The sequence below is a fragment of the Enterobacter cloacae complex sp. P42RS genome, assembly GCF_014930595.1.
Lineage (GTDB): Bacteria > Pseudomonadota > Gammaproteobacteria > Enterobacterales > Enterobacteriaceae > Enterobacter > Enterobacter bugandensis.
In genome coordinates this window covers 509,417-525,528 of record NZ_JADBRK010000001.1, presented here as the reverse complement: position 1 = coordinate 525,528, position 16,112 = coordinate 509,417, and the positions used below count along the sequence as shown (strand labels likewise).

The window sequence follows — 16,112 nt, the reverse complement described above, 5'->3', positions numbered from 1 at the left end:
TCAAAAGCCCATTGAAATGCCGTTCATACACTATAGTATGACGTCATGAACACCATAACAGACACAATGAATCAACGGATTAGCGCAAGAATTCGCCTTGAACGCGAGTCTCGCGGGTGGTCCCTGAGCGAGCTGGCGGACCGGGCAGGCGTCTCCCGCGCCATGATCCATAAAATCGAGCGCGGGGACAGTAGCCCGACCGCCACCTTGCTTGCCCGCCTGTCGGGCGCGTTTGGCATCAGCATGTCAACGCTGATTGCCCGGGCCGAAATGCAGGAGGGCAAGCTGCTGCGCCTGGCAAACCAGCCCGTCTGGCGCGACCCGCAGACGCATTACCTCCGCCGCCATGTTTCCCCCCGTACCGATCTGCCCATCGACCTTGTTCAGGTTGAACTGCCTGCGGGCAGCGATGTTCCGATGCCGGCCTCTTCTTACGCGCTGGCGCGTCAGCTTATCTGGCTGCAGTCCGGTGAACTGGTGTTTCAGGAGGGCGATACGCGCCACGAGATGCGCGCCGGAGACTGTCTTGAGCTGGGGCCGCCTAATGACTGCCGGTTCATCAACGAGACGAATGAAACCTGCATCTATCTGGTTGTACGCCTCAACCAGTCTGGCTCGTAATGCTAATGCGATAACGCTGAACGTGAGCCAGGCTGTAATGACATTTGTACCAGAAGGAGATCCTGATGAATCACTCTGTTTCGCATAACCGCCGCTGGGTGCTGGCCTCTCGTCCACAGGGCGCACCGGTCGCGGAAAATTTTCGTCTGGAAACGCAGCCTGTTCCGGAACCGGTTGCGGGGCAGCTTTTGCTTCGTACCGTCTGGCTGTCGCTGGATCCTTATATGCGGGGTCGCATGAGCGACGCGCCATCTTATTCACCGCCGGTTGAGCTCGGTGCGGTGATGGTGGGGGGAACGGTTAGCCGCGTTGAGCAGTCAAACCATCCCGACTTCAAAGCCGGTGAATGGGTGCTGGGCTACAGCGGCTGGCAGGAGTATGAACTTTCGGACGGCAGCGGCCTGGTGAAGCTGGGCGACAATCCGTCTCATTCTTCCTGGTCGCTGGGCGTACTGGGTATGCCGGGCTTTACCGCCTATATGGGGCTGCTGGATATCGGGCAACCGAAAGCGGGTGAAACGCTGGTGGTGGCTGCGGCGACCGGCCCGGTTGGCGCGACGGTTGGGCAGATCGGCAAAATCAAAGGTTGCCGGGTGGTCGGCGTCGCCGGTGGCGCAGAGAAATGCCGCCATGCCGTTGAGGTTCTCGGGTTTGACCTGTGCCTGGATCACCACGCCGCGGATTTTGCCGACCAGCTCAGGCAGGCCTGCCCGAACGGCATTGATGTCTACTATGAAAACGTCGGCGGGAAAGTGTTTGACGCCGTGCTGCCCCTGCTGAACACCTCCGCGCGCGTGCCGGTGTGTGGTCTGGTGAGCGGCTACAACGCGACGGGCTTGCCTGACGGGCCGGACCGCCTGCCGCTTCTGATGGCGACCCTCCTCAAGAAACGCATTCGGATGCAGGGCTTTATCATCGGTCAGGACTATGGACACCGCATCCATGAGTTCCAGGAAGAGATGGGGCGCTGGGTGCAGGAGGGAAAAATCCACTATCGCGAACAGGTGACGGACGGGCTGGAAAACGCCCCCGAAGCGCTGATTGGCCTGCTGGAAGGACGAAACTTCGGCAAAGTCGTGATTCGCGTCGCGAGTGACAATAAATAAAGCGCAATATGGCGGGGTTTCCCGCCATATTTATTTGTGAAGATACGATATATTGTCTTTAATTACTGGACATGACTTTTCGCGCCATCATCCCCGATGAGCCCGAAAACGATAAAAAAATGACGTTTGCTTTTTTTGCTGTTTTTGTACTTCCCACCACCAGGCATGACGATACAGGATATATCGTACCGGCGCCGTTTTATTAAAACTGGCGTTTAAAAATAGCATTAAGTTTTAGCTACAGGAATTACACATGCTTGATTTGGATCACTTAGAAAAAGCCCAAAGGGTTAGCCTTACCATGCAGGTTGAACACAGTTTGAAAGGAGCGTTAATTACAGGCTCTCTCAAACCAGGAGCACGACTGATTACGAAAGAGATTGCTGATAAATTAGGCACCAGTATTACGCCGGTCCGCGAAGCGCTGCTGCGCCTGGTCTCCTCAGGCGCGCTACACGCCACCCCAGCGCAGGCATTTCTGGTCCCTGAGGTGACGCTGGAGCGTTATAACGAGATTAACGCCATCAGAAAACAGCTTGAGCCCATGGCAGTCGCCGCAGCATGCCAGAACATGTCTGATAGCAAGCTGGAGACGTTGCGCAATTTGTCGGAGGCCTTTCATGAGGCCATGCGCAACGGGAACGTTCAGCAGGCATTGCACGCAAATCGCATCTTCCGCTTTACGCTTTATCAGTACGCGGAAATGCCCACGCTGAATGCATTAATTGAACAGCTTTGGGTGCGCATCGGGCCTTGCATTAACTATCTACACCAGGAGCTTAATGACATTAAGGAAGCGACGTATCACTATGACGAACTGCTTTCAGCCCTGGAACGCCGGGATGTTGACGCCAGCCAGAAGGCGATAGAAAAATCGATTGATGAAGCGAATACGCTTTTACAGCGACAATATTTTAACTGAGAGATAATTTAACAGAGCGACTATATACCGCGTTTAATTATTTATCTGGTGAATAACTCCTGATGGCATTATGCCATCAGGAGCGTTATTTTCGGTATAAAATAAACTTTACTTATTTGTTACTCGAATCGATAAGACACCGACAGACCCACACCGTAGTTACGGCCAGGCGCTGGCTCGTAATAACGCCCGTTGGATTCGTTGACAATAACCGAGCCAACGTACTCTTTGTCGAACAGGTTATCTACGCGGCCAAAGACGTCCATCCCCCAGTTGCCGTAGTTGAATTTATACCCGGTATTCAGCCCGACCACCGTGTACGATGGCGCTTTCGCCGTGTTCTCGTCGTCGGCCATGATATCGCTCATGTAGCGCACGTCCGAGCCCGCGTACCAGCCTTCTTCAGGCTGCCAACCAAACGACGCATAGCCCATGTTGCGGGCAATGCCCGGCATACGGTTGCCGTTACAGTCCGCGTCGCCGCAGACGTTGGTCCGGTAGGTGGCATCAAGGTAGGTCCACGCCATTTTCAGCTTCCAGTTCTCAGCAAACTGCTGATCGAGAGACACTTCGACTCCCTGACGGCGGGTCTTTCCGGCATTTTTATAGCTTGTGCGGCCACCAGAGCTGGTATCCACCACGATCTCGTCATCCGTATCGGTGCGGAACAGCGCTGCCGTCAGCAGGCCATTGCCAATGCGGGTTTTGCTGCCCACCTCATACGTGTTGTTCGTGGAAGGCTGCAGGCCGATATTCAGGCCGCCCTGGTTATCGGCGCGATACGAAAGCTCGTTGATGGTTGGCGTTTCGAACCCACGCCCTGCGGCAGCGTAGAGGTTCCACGCGTCCGTCACCGCATACTTCACGGAGCCCGCCGGGAGCCACTTGTGATAGCTCGCGTCACCGCTGTCGTCGCCGTTGCCCGGCGTAACGTAATGGTCGTTAGAATCAAACCAGACCGAGCTATAACGCACGCCCGCATCCACGGACAGTTTCTGCGTCAGCTGCCAGCTGGTCTGCAGGTAAGGGTCGACGTTCCACATCAGGTTACGTTCGTTCCGGCGTTTATCACCCTTCACGCCGTAATCCGGCACGCCGTTGTTCATCACAAAGTTCTCGTACCCGCGACGATCTTCACTCATGTTTTCATAGTTCAGACCGGTGGTGAAGGTGACCGGCACCAGCAGCTCGCCGCGGTGCGTCCAGCGGGTATCAACCCCCTGATAATGACGCTGCATATCGATCACGCCGCCGGAGTGAGAAGGCCTCAGCTGCGGCTGGTAGGGAATCGACTGGTACTGGGTCATTTCACGCTCGCCGGCGTACATCATCACGCTGAGATCGTCCTGAGCGCTAAGCTGGCGGTCATAGCGCAGCCCAGCCTGAGTCTGCTTGATGGTCTTGCGCGTGTTGTACTGATCGCCGCGCGGGGACTGACGCGGGTTATTCTGCCACTCCTGATAGCTCAGCCCGCCCGGATCGTTTGCTTTCATGTCCACGCTGTTAAAAATCAGCGTCAGCTTGCTGGCATCGTCAATGCGTACGCCCAGTTTGGCATTAGCGAGATTCTTCCGCGCGCCGCTGTGGTCGCGGTAGCCTTTAGTGGTGAAGCGGGTGGTGGATACGGTGTAATCCACGTCCCCGGCATGGGTGCCATCGCCCATTGCGCCGGTGGCTTTCATGCCGTAGCGCCATGTCCCGTAACTGCCGTAATAGCTGCTTGCCTCGATGGTCGGCGGCTGCTGCCCGGTTTGTGTATTGATGTTAATCACGCCGCCAGAGGCGTTGCCATACAGGGCGGAGAAGGGACCGCGCAGAACCTCAACGCTGTCAATGCTGGTGAGATCGATGTTGGAGGTCTGGCCCTGTCCGTCCGGCATGGTGGCTGGAATACCATCGACGTACATGCGAATGCCGCGCACGCCAAACGTTGAGCGGGCACCAAACCCGCGCATCGAAAGCTGGAGATCCTGAGCATAGTTCTGACGGTTCTGAATCTGTAGTCCCGGAACGCTGCCAAGCGATTCGGAGAGATTAATGCGCGGCGCGGCGTGGCGCATATCCTCGCCATTCACGACGCTGACCGCCGCCGGAGTATCAAGCTCTGATACGGTTTGCGGCGTGGCGCTGACGATCATGGTCTGTTCCTCTGCGCTCATCGCGCTTAGAGGCGCAAAAACAACGGGAACCAGCAGCAGCGGGAGAGATGCCTTACGGGCAGATATGATTTTCATGAGTAAAACCGGTTGTGATGTATAAACGAACCAAATGGAACATGTCCATACATGTTAAAGGTTTTGTAAATGTTTTGAAAACTATAACCGCACATTGCGTTAATGAAAGGCACCAGGGAAAAGAAAAACTCCACTTTTAACTTATTAATGATTACTATTCTCATTATCAAAACGGCAATGCCATGACGTTGCCAGCCGGAAGCGATGTCAGCAGTACCCCCAATTTTCAAAAAAGGAATTGTTATGTCTTTACGCCATCTGTGCTCGCCACGCCTGAGTACGTCTCTGCTGTCTGCCGCTTTACTGTTTGCCGGAACCTTCCATGCGCATGCCGCCGAAGAGATGCTGCGTAAAGCGGTGGGTAAAGGTGCCTATGAAATGGCGGTCAGCCAGCAGGAGAACGCCCTGTGGGTTGCGACGTCGCAAAGCCGTAAACTCGACAAGGGTGGCGTTATCTATCGCCTCGATCCTGCTACGCTGGAGGTGACGCAGGCCATTCATAGCGATCTCAAACCGTTTGGCGCCACCCTCGACGGCGCGACGCAAACCCTGTGGCTGGGTAATACGATCAACGGCGCAGTGACGGCCATTGATGCAAAAACGGGCGACGTGAAAGGGCGACTGGTGCTTGATAGCCGCCAGCGCAGTGAAACCGTCAAGCCGCTGCAGCCGCGCCAGCTGGTGGCGGATGACGCGAGCAACACGATTTACATCACCGGTGTCGGCAAAGAGAGCGTGATTTGGGTCGTGGATGGCGCAACGCTGAAGCTGAAAGAGACCATTGCCAACACTGGCACATACAGTACCGGTCTGGCGCTGGATGCAAAGGCGAAACGCCTGTACACCACCAATGCAGACGGTGAGCTGGTCACCATTGATACCGCCACCAACAAAATCCTGAGCCGCAAAAAAGTGCAGGACGACGGAAAAGAGCACTTCTATCTGAACCTGAGCCTGGACTCCGCCGGTCAGCGCGCGTTCCTGACCGATTCAAAACAGCCGGAAGTGCTGGCGGTGAGCCTGAAAGACGGCAGCGTGATCGAGAAAATCGCCGCGCCTGAATCCCTGGCCGTTCTGTTTAACCCGGTTCGCAATGAAGCCTACGTGACGCACCGTGAGGCCGGCAAGGTGAGCGTGATTGACGCGAAGACCTACAAAGTGACGAAAACGTTCGATACGCCGGTCTACCCGAACAGCCTGGCGCTCTCTGCGGATGGCAAAACGCTTTACGTGACGGTGAAGCAGAAATCTACCCGCCAGCAGGAAGCGACCCAGCCTGACGATGTGATTCGTATCGCGCTGTAATATAAAAAAAGGGAAGGCATATGCCTTCCCTTTTTAATGCCTGTGTGATGCTTAACGCGAGGTCTCTTCCACCAGCGGCGCGTCGTGTTTTTCATCGTCTGGATGAACCGGCGCGGTGCTGTGAATTTCGTGAACGCGCTTACGCACGCCGAACCAGCCAGCGATCAGCAGCACGGCCAGCAGCGGGATGGTGGCGATGGTATAGGTGCCGTTCGGGTAGTCGAACGCCATCAGCACCAGCACGCTGAACAGGAAGAGCAGGGTGAGCCAGGAGGTCACCGGCGCGCCCGGCAGCTTGAAGCTGATATCTGCGGCTTTGCCTTCTTTAATGGCTTTACGCAGACGCATCTGGCAGACCACGATAAAGGCCCAGGAAGCGATAATGCCGAGTGCGGCCACGTTCAGAACGATCTCAAAGACCTGAGACGGCACCAGATAGTTCAGGAATACGCCGAAGACATACACCACCAGCGTGGCCAGAATGCCCGCGTAAGGCACGTGCTGCTTGCTCATCTTCGACATGAACTTCGGCGCTGAACCGCCCATCGACATGGAGCGCAGGATACGCCCGGTAGAGTAAAGACCGGAGTTCAGGCTGGAGAGCGCCGCCGTCAGCACCACGATGTTCATGATGCTGCCCACGTAAGGCACGCCGAGCTTCGAGAAGAAGGTGACGAACGGGCTCTGGCCGGCCTGATAGGCGTTCCACGGCAGCAACAGAACCAGCAGCACCACGGAGCCGACGTAGAACAGACCGATACGCCAGATCACGCTGTTAATGGCTTTTGGCACCATCGTTTGTGGGTCTTTACATTCGCCCGCAGCGGTACCGACCAGCTCAATAGAGGCAAAGGCAAAGACCACGCCCTGCACCAGAACCAGCGCAGGCAGCAGACCGTGCGGGAAGAAACCGCCGTTATCGGTTATCAGGTGGAAGCCGGTAGCATTGCCATCGAGCGGCTTGCCGCTGCCGAGGAAGACGGTACCGACCACCAGGAAAATCACAATGGCGAGCACTTTGACCAGCGCAAACCAGAACTCCATCTCGGCGAACCACTTCACGCCGATCATGTTCATGGTGCCGACGATTGCCAGCGCGCCAAGGGCAAAGACCCACTGCGGCACATCACCGAACGCGCCCCAGTAGTGCATATACAGCGCAACGGCGGTGATATCGACGATACCGGTCATCGCCCAGTTGACGAAGTACATCCAGCCTGCCACGTAGGCGGCTTTTTCACCGAGGAATTCTCGGGCGTAAGAGACAAAGCTTCCGCTGGAAGGGCGATGCAGTACCAGTTCACCCAGCGCGCGAAGAATGAAGAAAGAGAAGATCCCGCACACCAGATAGACCAGGGCGAGAGCCGGGCCCGCCATCTGCAGACGCGCGCCAGCACCTAAAAACAGACCCGTTCCGATAGCGCCGCCGATGGCGATCATTTGAACCTGACGGTTGCCCATCGCTTTGTGGTAGCCCTCTTCGTGGGAGTTCAACCAGCGACGTTTCGCAGCGTGATGATCGGCTGCGCTTTTATTGCTTGTTTTCATTGAGTTACCTGTTTGCCTGTCTGAACCATTATCGTGATAGTCCTGCCTGGCAGAGCGCAATACAAACGATTGCTTCTGCGCAAACACATGCCGCCTTCCCAGTCATTCTGCGTATGGATAAGGCGAAACATGGCGAGGCATCCTACCTGCAATTGATAAGCGACGCAAAATATAACCGTGCCGAAAGTGATGCAGGTCGAAGGAAATCGTGTGGTCAGAGCAGACAAGGTTTACAACGCGCTGAATCGTGGTGGTTTTTTAGTCAAAACAATTATTGAAGTGCTGCTTTAATCATCAGAATATCTTAATAATTGCAGAGGGGGAGGGTGTCAGGCTGCTGCGCTTCCCTGGCGTTTCATTAACAAAACTAAAACGCTATGATGCAATCCGTTTTCTTCAGCATGTCCAGGCGGAACGGTGAAAATCAATATTGTTGGTACCAGCGGGAGCGGAAAAAGTACGCTTGCCCGACGCATCGCGGCGGAACTGGCGCTTCCCTACATTGAGATGGACAGGCTTTACTGGCGGCCCGACTGGCAGGGAACGCCCGATGAGGAATTACTTGCAACGCTGGCGAATACCCTGGACGCCACGCCTGGCTGGGTGCTCGACGGTAACTACAACCGCACGCGCCCGGTGAAGTGGCGTGATGTGGATATGGTCGTGTGGGTCGATTGCGGGTTCACCCGCACGCTCCGGCAGGCGGTCACGCGCTCATTTCAACGCTAAAATCACACCGTTAGCAGGGCTATGCTTTTCTGATTTCCGGCAAACCAAATGTAAATTAATTGTTTCTCAGTGGTGAAATACGCCTTTAATAATGTCGACATGTTAAGTCAAACGAGAACGCAACATGTCATGGCGAATCAGCATTCTGGATAAAAGCCCCATCGCTGAAAATGAAACGGCTGCCGATGCGCTGGCGCGGACGTTAGCGCTGGCGCAACAGGCGGAAAATCTGGGCTATCACCGCTTCTGGATTGCCGAACACCACAACACACCACAGCTCGCCAGCCCCTCGCCGGAACTGCTGATTGCCTGGATCCTCGGGCAAACGAAACGCATCCGCGTGGGCTCTGGCGGCGTCATGCTTCAACACTACAGCCCCTATAAAGTCGCTGAAAACTTTAACGTTCTGGCCGCGCTGGCGCCGGGTCGCGTGGATCTGGGCGTCGGGAAAGCCCCCGGCGGTTTGCCGCTCTCAACCCGCGCGCTTCAGCAGGGCCTGAATCAGCAGGAAAAGGGCAGCTTTGCCGAACAGCTGACGCAGCTCGATCGCTGGATCCGTCCTGAAAACCAGTCGGCGGAAGAGGCCGTTCGTGCCACGCCGTTGCCGCCGGTCCCTGCACAAGGTTTCCTGCTGGGGGCCAGCCCCGAAAGCGCGCTGCTCGCCGCATCGCTCGACTGGCACTTCGTCTTTGCCGCACACCTGAACGGCGATCCGGAGCTGCTGCGCGAGGTGGTATCGATCTGGCGGAAGAACAGCGCGCGGGAGGTGATTGTGGCGGTGCAGGCGGTTGTCGCGCCGACCCTGGCCGAAGCGGACGCGCTGGCGCAGAAGGTCGAAGTGTGGGGCGTTGAGCTGGCAAACGGCCAGCGCGTAACCGTCGCCAGCGAGGAGCAGGCCTACGCCTTTGCCCGTCAGGCGGGGAGCGAGCCGGTGCGCATTGCCCGTCGGGCCCAGTCGCTGCTGGCGGGCACGGCTGAGTCGGTGCTGGAACAGCTTAACGCGCTGCACGAACAGTGGGGCATTGACGAATTTATCATCGACACGCCGGTCGCGGAGGGGGCAACGCGCGTCGCGTCTCTGCGTCTGCTGGCCGAGGCGCGTCTTAACAGGGAGGTCACCGTATGAGCTTCGGCGAACAACTGATTGCCTGGCGTCGTGAGCTGCACCGGAACCCGGAGCTGTCCGGCCAGGAAGTGGAGACCACCGCGCGCCTGCGCCAGTGGCTGACGAATGCCGGTATTCCCCCACAGCCTTACGATCTGCCGACCGGTCTGGTGGCTGAAATCGGAACCGGTAGCAAGCTGATTGCGCTGCGGGCAGACATTGATGCCCTGCCAATTGAGGAGCGCAGCGGCGTGCCGTTTAGCTCACAGCATGCCGGGGTGATGCACGCCTGCGGACACGATATCCACACCAGCGTCATCCTCGGCGCCGCGTTAAAGCTGAAAGAGCGGGAGGCCTCGCTTAACGGCCGGGTACGCATCCTGTTTCAGCCTGCCGAAGAGAACTTTGGCGGTGCGAAGAGCATGGTGCGCGCCGGTGCCCTGCGCGATGTCAGCGCGATTTTCGGTATGCACAACGAGCCTGGCCTGCCGGTGGGTGAGTTCGCCACCCGCGGCGGGCCGTTCTACGCCAACGTCGATCGCTTCGTGATTCGCATTACCGGTAAGGGCGCACATGCGGCCCGCCCGCACGAAGGCAACGACGCCATTGTGCTGGCGAGCCAGCTGGTGACGGCGCTGCAAAGCGTCGCCAGCCGCAACGTCAATACGCTGGACTCGGTGGTGCTGAGCGTCACCCGCATCGCAGGGGGTAACACCTGGAACGTGCTGCCGGAAAGCGTCGAGCTGGAAGGCACGCTGCGTACCCATCGCACGGAAGTGCAGCAGAACGTGAAGGCCCGCGTGGGTGAAATTGCCGCCGGGTTTGCCAGCGCCTTCAGCGCGCAGATCGACATCACCTGGTATGCCGGGCCCACTGCGCTGGTGAACGACGAGCGCTGGGCCGACTTCGCCACCTCGGTCGCGCGTGAGGCCGGTTATGAAACCCGGCACGCGGAACTGCATATGGGCGGGGAAGATTTTGCGGTCTACCTGCAGTCTGTTCCCGGCGCGTTTGTCAGCATCGGCAGCAACAGCCCGTATGGTTTACACCACCCGGCGTTTAATCCTGACGAAGCCCTGATTGAGCCCGCAGCCCGCTATTTTGCACAGCTGGCGGAAAAAGCCCTGCAACACGTTTAATTCTGGAGAGGTAAATATGTCTGCACATCGTCAACTGCGGCTTGGGACCATTTTGCATGGTGCATCGGGCAATATGTCCGCCTGGCGTCATCCGGCGGCGGTCGCGGATGCCAGCATTAATTTTGAATTTGTAAAAGAGACGGCGTTAAAAGCGGAGGAGGGCAAACTCGATTTTTTATTCGTTGCCGACGGTCTTTATATAAATGAGAAATCCATTCCGCATTTTTTAAACCGCTTTGAGCCGTTAACGGTATTATCCGCGCTGGCAAGCATCACCACGCGTCTGGGGCTGGTGGGAACGTTATCCACCTCCTACAGCGAACCCTTTACCACGGCGCGCCAGTTCGCCAGCCTCGATCATCTGAGCAACGGACGTGCGGGCTGGAACGTGGTGACTTCGCCGCTGGAAGGGTCGGCAAAGAACTTCTCTCGCGAAAAACACCCCGAGCATGCGCTGCGCTATCGCATTGCGGATGAGTATCTCGACGTGGTGAAAGGGCTGTGGGACTCCTGGGAAGGCGACGCGTTTATCCGCAACAAAGAGAGCGGTCAGTTTTTTGACCCGGCCAGGCTGCATACCCTCGATCACCACGGTGACTTCTTCCAGGTCGCCGGTCCGCTGAATATTGGTCGCACCCCGCAAGGGCGTCCGATTGTTTTTCAGGCGGGCGCCTCGGACGACGGGAAAAAGCTGGCGGCAAAACATGCCGACGCCATTTTCACTCATCACGAAACGCTCGACGAGGCAAAAGCGTTTTACCGCGACGTGAAGCAGCAGCTGGAAACAAACGGCCGCCGCGCGTCAGATTTACATATCTTCCAGGGCGTCAGCGTGATTGTGGGTAAAGACGCCGATGACGTGGAAAACCAGTATCAAACCACGGCGGCGCTGGTGTCGGTTACCGATGCCCTCAATTACCTCGGGCGCTATTTTGAACATCACGATTTCAGCCAATACCCGCTCGACGAGCCGTTCCCGGATATCGGTGACTTAGGCAAAAACAGCTTCCGCAGCACCACCGATGAAATTAAGCGAAATGCCCGCGAGCGCAACTTAACCCTGCGCCAGGTGGCGCTTGAGGCCGCATCGCCGCGCCCGCGCTTTTCCGGCACGCCGGAGGAGGTCGCCGACGGTCTGCAGGCCTGGTTTGAAGGCTATGCCGCAGACGGCTTCATCATCCAGGGCGGTACGCCGGATACCTTTCCGCGCTTTGTTGACCAGGTGGTGCCCGTTTTACAGGCCCGCGGCCTGTTCCGCACCGACTACCCGGGAACCACGCTGCGCGAAAGCCTTGGCTTAGACCAACCGAAAAACCAGTTCACACAACAATAAAAGAGAACTCCGCTATGCAGAAAACATCGCTTATTCTGGCGCTCGCGCTGGCCTTTACCCCTGCCGTCTGGGCAGAGAATGTGAACATTAACGGCACCGGCGTGAGCATCGAGGCCAATAAAACGCCGATCAATACCGCCAAAAACAGCGATGCAGTGGCGCAGCTGCCGAAAGATTATCGCTTCGCCGTGCCGGGGAAATTTACCGTGGCGGTGGCGGGCCTCAATCAACCGCCGCTGACGGTATTTTCCGACGACAACAAAACGCTGCTCGGGAGTGAAGTTGACGTCGCCCGTCTGGTGGCCGACAGCCTCGGGCTTGAATTGAACGTGGTGCCAACGTCGTGGGAAGACTGGCCGCTGGGCGTGGCGTCCGGGAAATATGATGCCGCCATCAGCAACATTACCGTTACCAAAGCGCGCAAAGAGAAGTTTGATTTCGCCACCTACCGTAAGGACTCCCTCGGTTTCTACGTGAAATCGACCAGCCCGATCGAATCGCTTCAGAAGGCTGAGGACATCGCCGGGCTGCGGATTATCGTTGGTTCCGGGACCAATCAGGAGGCCATCCTGCTGGCATGGAATGCTGAAAACCTGAAGAAGGGGCTGAAACCGTTTACCCCGATCTACACCAAAGACGATGCGGCGCAAACGCTGGCGCTCCAGTCCGGGCGCGCGGATGCCTACTTTGGCCCGAACGTGATTGGCGCATGGAAGGCGGCGCTGAACGGGAAAACTAAACTGGTCGGCAGCGTCGACGGCGGCTGGCCGAAGGCGGCGCACATTGCGGTGACGCTGAAGAAAGGCAGCGGGCTGGTTGAGCCGGTGCAAACCGCGCTGAACGGCGTCATCAAAAACGGTGATTACGACAAAGTGCTGAACCGCTGGGGGGAAGGCGTTGAGCGTATTCCGCAGTCAGAAGTGAATCCTGATGGCCTGGGTGATTAAGGAGGCGCTATGCGTGAACAATTTCGTGACGTTTCACCGGAAGATGCCGAACTTCAGCCCATTATCGAGGGGCTGTTCGGTGAATATGCCGCCCGCTACGGTGACTACTTCTCTAAAGACGCGGAAGTGGAACTCACCGAGTGGTATTTAGCGCCGCAGGGGCTGTTTATCGTTCTGGAGCGTGACGGAAAAATCATCGCCACCGGTGCGTACAAACCCTTCGACGAACGCACCGCGGAAATCAAGCGCATCTGGACGGACAAAACCCTGCGTCAGCAGGGGCTTGCCGGACGCGTAGTGCAGGAGCTGGAGCGCAGGGCGGTGCTGGCAGGTTACAGCCAGATCTACCTGACAACCGGTTTTCGCCAGCCGGAAGCGGTCAGGCTCTATCTCAGCCAGGGCTACCAGCCACAGTTTGATCTGAACCGGGATCCGGAAGAGTACAGCCAGCCGCCGTTTGATGGTCGGCTGCGCTTCACTAAAACGCTGGTACGCGAAGCGTTCAGTAAAACCGCATGAGGAACGACGATGAGCAACGTTGAAACCATTAAGGTGGTCCCGGCGCGTTATCCGCTGCGGACCGTCGGCGCCGCGGTGGCGCTGTTTGTCCTGGCGGTCGTGATCCAGTCCGTCGCTTTCAACCCGCGCTGGGAGTGGGCGGTGTTTGCCCGCTGGTTCTTTGACCCGGTTATTCTCGAAGGCGTAGGGCAGACTCTGCTGCTTACCCTGATCGGTACCGCACTGAGCGTGGTATTGGGCGGCATGCTGGCGCTGGCGAGACTCTCCTCGTCGTGGCTGCTGAGCAGCCTGGCGTGGGGCTATATCTGGCTGTTTCGCTCGCTGCCGCTGATCGTGGTGCTGATCATTCTCTACAACTTTTCCTATCTCTACGACACGCTCTCGCTCGGCGTGCCGTTCACCGGCATCACCTGGGGCAGCTTTGAAACCATCAACGTGCTGGGGCAGTTCTCTACCGCCGTGGTGGGGCTAACGCTGGTGCAGAGCGCCTATACCGCCGAGATCATTCGCGGTGGATTCCTCGGCGTCGATCACGGACAATATGAGGCCGCCGCCGCGCTCGGCCTGCCGGCCTGGCGCCGCACGGTGCGCATCATTTTGCCTCAGGCGTTGCGCACCATTCTGCCGTCGGGGTTCAATGAAATTATCAGCCTCGCCAAGGGCACGGCGATGGTGTACGTCCTGGCGATGCCGGAGCTGTTCTATACCATTCAGATGATCTACAACCGCACCCAGGAGGTGATCCCGCTGCTGATGGTCGGTGCCGCCTGGTACCTGGTGATTACCACCGTTTTGTCGGCCATTCAGTACGGTGTTGAACGCGCACTCGCCCGCAGCGAACGCCGCTCTGCGGTTAATCAGAACCGTGCCGCCCGTCGAACCCGTTCCGTCACCACCACGCCAGCACAGGAGCCTATCCATGCAAGCCTCTCCTGAAGGACATATCTCGATTACCGGCGTCAGCAAGTATTTTGGTCGCCATAAGGCGCTCGACAACGTTTCGCTTGAGATCCCGCCCGGTTCCGTGACGGTCATTCTCGGGCCCTCAGGCTCGGGTAAATCGACGCTGCTGCGCACCATTAACCATCTGGAGCGCGTCGACGAAGGCTTTATTCAGATCGACGGGGACTACATTGGCTACCGTCGTCAGGGCGACAAGCTCTACGAGCTGAAGGAGAAAGAGATCCTCAAGCAGCGCGTCAACGTGGGCTATGTGTTTCAGAACTTCAATCTCTTTCCTCACCTCACGGTGCTGGAAAACCTGATTGAGGCGCCCATCGCGCATAAGAAGCTCAGCAAAAAAGAGGCGGTGGAAAGGGCATACAGCCTGCTGGATGTGGTCGGGCTGCGGGATAAGGCCGATGCCTGGTCTCGCCATCTCTCCGGCGGGCAGCAGCAGCGCATTGCGATTGCCCGCGCGCTGGCGCTACGCCCCCGCGTGATGCTATTTGATGAGCCGACTTCCGCGCTGGATCCGGAGCTGGTGGGAGAGGTGCTGGACGTGATCAAAAAACTGGCCCGGTCCGGCACTACGCTGGTGGTGGTCACCCACGAGATCGGCTTTGCCCGCGAGGTGGCGGATCAGGTGGTGTTTATGGTCGACGGGAAAATCGTGGAGCAGGGCAGCATCGACGCGGTATTGAACCGTCCGTCGCACGCGCGAACGCGCCAGTTCCTGTCAAAAGTGCTGTAAGGAGCGCAGATGAAATACGGACTTCTGGCGGGGCTGGTCTTCACAACGGCAAGCCACGCCAGCATCGATCTGAAAGCCAACGAGCAGCCGCTGCCGGTGACGGTGGATCGGCAGGCCGTGGCGAAGATCCCCGCCGGTTATAAATTCGTTGAGCCGGGTACGCTGACGGTCGCCGTCTCGATGCTGAACTCCCCGCCGCTGGCGCTGCTGGCCAGCGATAACCGCACGCGGATTGGCAGCGACCCGGATATCGCCCGCCTGCTGGCGGGCTGCCTGGGGCTGAAGCTAAAGCTGGTGCCAACGGCGTGGGAAGACTGGCCGCTGGGGATCGCTTCCGGGCGCTACGACGTGGCGCTGGTGAACATTGCGGTGACCGAACAGCGTAAAGAGAAGTTTGATTTTGCGACCTACCGCGTCGATTCGCTGGCGTTTTCGGTGAAGTCCACCAGCGAGATTCAATCAATCAAAAGCGCGGAAGATCTGGCCGGGAAAAAGGTGATTGTTGGCTCGGGTACCAATCAGGAGCGCATCCTGCTGGGCTGGAACGAAGAGAATAAAAAGGCGGGGCGAGCGCCTGCGCTGCCGGTCTATCTCCACGACGATGCCTCGGGCAATCTCTATATCCAGTCCGGCAGGGCGGACGTGTTCTTTGGCCCTCAGTCGGTTTCAGCTTACAAAGCGGCGCTCACCGGCAAAACCCGCGTGGTCGGTTTAGGTCCGAAAAAAGCTTATGTCGCCACCACGACCAAAAAAGGCAATGGGCTGGTGTACGCGCTGCAGGCCGCGCTGAACGGGGCGATTGAGCGCGGTGATTACCAGAAGGTGCTGGCGCGCTGGGGCGAACAGGGCGAAGCGGTGGCGCAATCGGAGGTCAACCCGCCTGGGATAACCTACTAATGGTGCTCTACACT

At 57.8% G+C, this 16,112-nt stretch carries 12 protein-coding genes and 2 pseudogenes; 12 read left to right on the top strand and 2 right to left on the bottom strand.

What is annotated here, in order from left to right:
* Positions 1 to 45 precede the first annotated feature (45 nt).
* The 3 genes from IM314_RS02405 (at position 46) to IM314_RS02395 (ending at position 2,649) form a co-directional block, all read left to right on the top strand.
* Entirely contained in the window at positions 46 to 621 is a 576-nt protein-coding gene (locus tag IM314_RS02405) for a helix-turn-helix domain-containing protein (RefSeq protein ID WP_021240241.1), read from the top strand.
* 65 nt (positions 622 to 686) lie between these two features.
* Complete coding sequence (locus IM314_RS02400) at positions 687 to 1,727, top strand: NADP-dependent oxidoreductase (RefSeq protein WP_193358189.1); 1,041 nt, start codon at positions 687 to 689, stop codon at positions 1,725 to 1,727.
* A gap of 253 nt (positions 1,728 to 1,980) precedes the next feature.
* Positions 1,981 to 2,649 (top strand): GntR family transcriptional regulator, encoded by a 669-nt coding sequence (locus tag IM314_RS02395; protein ID WP_045630489.1) that lies wholly within the window; start codon positions 1,981 to 1,983, stop codon positions 2,647 to 2,649.
* Positions 2,650 to 2,768: 119 nt separating this feature from the next.
* Here the strand turns inward: IM314_RS02395 and pqqU are convergent, their stop codons facing one another.
* Positions 2,769 to 4,883, bottom strand: a complete 2,115-nt coding sequence (gene pqqU, locus IM314_RS02390; protein ID WP_193358190.1) for a TonB-dependent receptor PqqU — start codon at positions 4,881 to 4,883, stop codon at positions 2,769 to 2,771.
* Positions 4,884 to 5,126: 243 nt separating this feature from the next.
* Between pqqU and IM314_RS02385 the strand changes: the two genes are divergently transcribed.
* Entirely contained in the window at positions 5,127 to 6,188 is a 1,062-nt protein-coding gene (locus IM314_RS02385; RefSeq protein WP_193358191.1) for a YncE family protein, read from the top strand.
* Positions 6,189 to 6,239: 51 nt separating this feature from the next.
* Here the strand turns inward: IM314_RS02385 and ansP are convergent, their stop codons facing one another.
* On the bottom strand, positions 6,240 to 7,736 hold the full coding sequence (gene ansP / locus IM314_RS02380) for an L-asparagine permease (RefSeq protein ID WP_028013287.1): 1,497 nt from the start codon (positions 7,734 to 7,736) through the stop codon (positions 6,240 to 6,242).
* A 417-nt stretch (positions 7,737 to 8,153) separates the two neighbouring features.
* Between ansP and IM314_RS02375 the strand changes: the two are divergent.
* The 8 genes and pseudogenes from IM314_RS02375 to IM314_RS02335 all read left to right on the top strand — a co-directional run.
* Positions 8,154 to 8,462, top strand: a pseudogene (locus IM314_RS02375) (AAA family ATPase); the annotation flags it as partial.
* 127 nt (positions 8,463 to 8,589) lie between these two features.
* On the top strand, positions 8,590 to 9,591 hold the full coding sequence (locus tag IM314_RS02370) for an MsnO8 family LLM class oxidoreductase (RefSeq protein ID WP_193358192.1): 1,002 nt from the start codon (positions 8,590 to 8,592) through the stop codon (positions 9,589 to 9,591).
* The gene (locus IM314_RS02365; RefSeq protein ID WP_028013282.1) at positions 9,588 to 10,709 is read left to right on the top strand and encodes an amidohydrolase; all 1,122 of its coding nucleotides are present in this window, start codon (positions 9,588 to 9,590) and stop codon (positions 10,707 to 10,709) included. Before IM314_RS02370 ends, IM314_RS02365 begins: the two co-directional genes overlap by 4 nt.
* A 16-nt stretch (positions 10,710 to 10,725) precedes the next feature.
* Positions 10,726 to 12,989 (top strand): annotated as a pseudogene (locus tag IM314_RS21895) (NtaA/DmoA family FMN-dependent monooxygenase).
* A gap of 9 nt (positions 12,990 to 12,998) precedes the next feature.
* Positions 12,999 to 13,508: a GNAT family N-acetyltransferase gene (locus IM314_RS02350; protein WP_028013279.1), complete on the top strand. Its 510-nt coding sequence runs from the start codon at positions 12,999 to 13,001 to the stop codon at positions 13,506 to 13,508.
* A gap of 9 nt (positions 13,509 to 13,517) precedes the next feature.
* Positions 13,518 to 14,444, top strand: coding sequence for an amino acid ABC transporter permease (locus IM314_RS02345; protein WP_028013278.1), 927 nt, complete (start codon positions 13,518 to 13,520; stop codon positions 14,442 to 14,444).
* Entirely contained in the window at positions 14,428 to 15,201 is a 774-nt protein-coding gene (locus IM314_RS02340; RefSeq protein ID WP_193358193.1) for an amino acid ABC transporter ATP-binding protein, read from the top strand. Before IM314_RS02345 ends, IM314_RS02340 begins: the two co-directional genes overlap by 17 nt.
* A 9-nt stretch (positions 15,202 to 15,210) precedes the next feature.
* Entirely contained in the window at positions 15,211 to 16,098 is an 888-nt protein-coding gene (locus IM314_RS02335; protein WP_193358194.1) for an ABC transporter substrate-binding protein, read from the top strand.
* Positions 16,099 to 16,112: the final 14 nt, after the last annotated feature.

Coding starts and splice junctions, on each gene's coding strand:
- IM314_RS02405 (WP_021240241.1), top strand. CDS start 46: ATGAACACCATAACAGACACAATGAATCAACGGATTAGCGCAAGAATT.
- IM314_RS02400 (WP_193358189.1), top strand. CDS start 687: ATGAATCACTCTGTTTCGCATAACCGCCGCTGGGTGCTGGCCTCTCGT.
- IM314_RS02395 (WP_045630489.1), top strand. CDS start 1,981: ATGCTTGATTTGGATCACTTAGAAAAAGCCCAAAGGGTTAGCCTTACC.
- pqqU (WP_193358190.1), bottom strand. CDS start 4,883: ATGAAAATCATATCTGCCCGTAAGGCATCTCTCCCGCTGCTGCTGGTT.
- IM314_RS02385 (WP_193358191.1), top strand. CDS start 5,127: ATGTCTTTACGCCATCTGTGCTCGCCACGCCTGAGTACGTCTCTGCTG.
- ansP (WP_028013287.1), bottom strand. CDS start 7,736: ATGAAAACAAGCAATAAAAGCGCAGCCGATCATCACGCTGCGAAACGT.
- IM314_RS02370 (WP_193358192.1), top strand. CDS start 8,590: ATGTCATGGCGAATCAGCATTCTGGATAAAAGCCCCATCGCTGAAAAT.
- IM314_RS02365 (WP_028013282.1), top strand. CDS start 9,588: ATGAGCTTCGGCGAACAACTGATTGCCTGGCGTCGTGAGCTGCACCGG.
- IM314_RS02350 (WP_028013279.1), top strand. CDS start 12,999: ATGCGTGAACAATTTCGTGACGTTTCACCGGAAGATGCCGAACTTCAG.
- IM314_RS02345 (WP_028013278.1), top strand. CDS start 13,518: ATGAGCAACGTTGAAACCATTAAGGTGGTCCCGGCGCGTTATCCGCTG.
- IM314_RS02340 (WP_193358193.1), top strand. CDS start 14,428: ATGCAAGCCTCTCCTGAAGGACATATCTCGATTACCGGCGTCAGCAAG.
- IM314_RS02335 (WP_193358194.1), top strand. CDS start 15,211: ATGAAATACGGACTTCTGGCGGGGCTGGTCTTCACAACGGCAAGCCAC.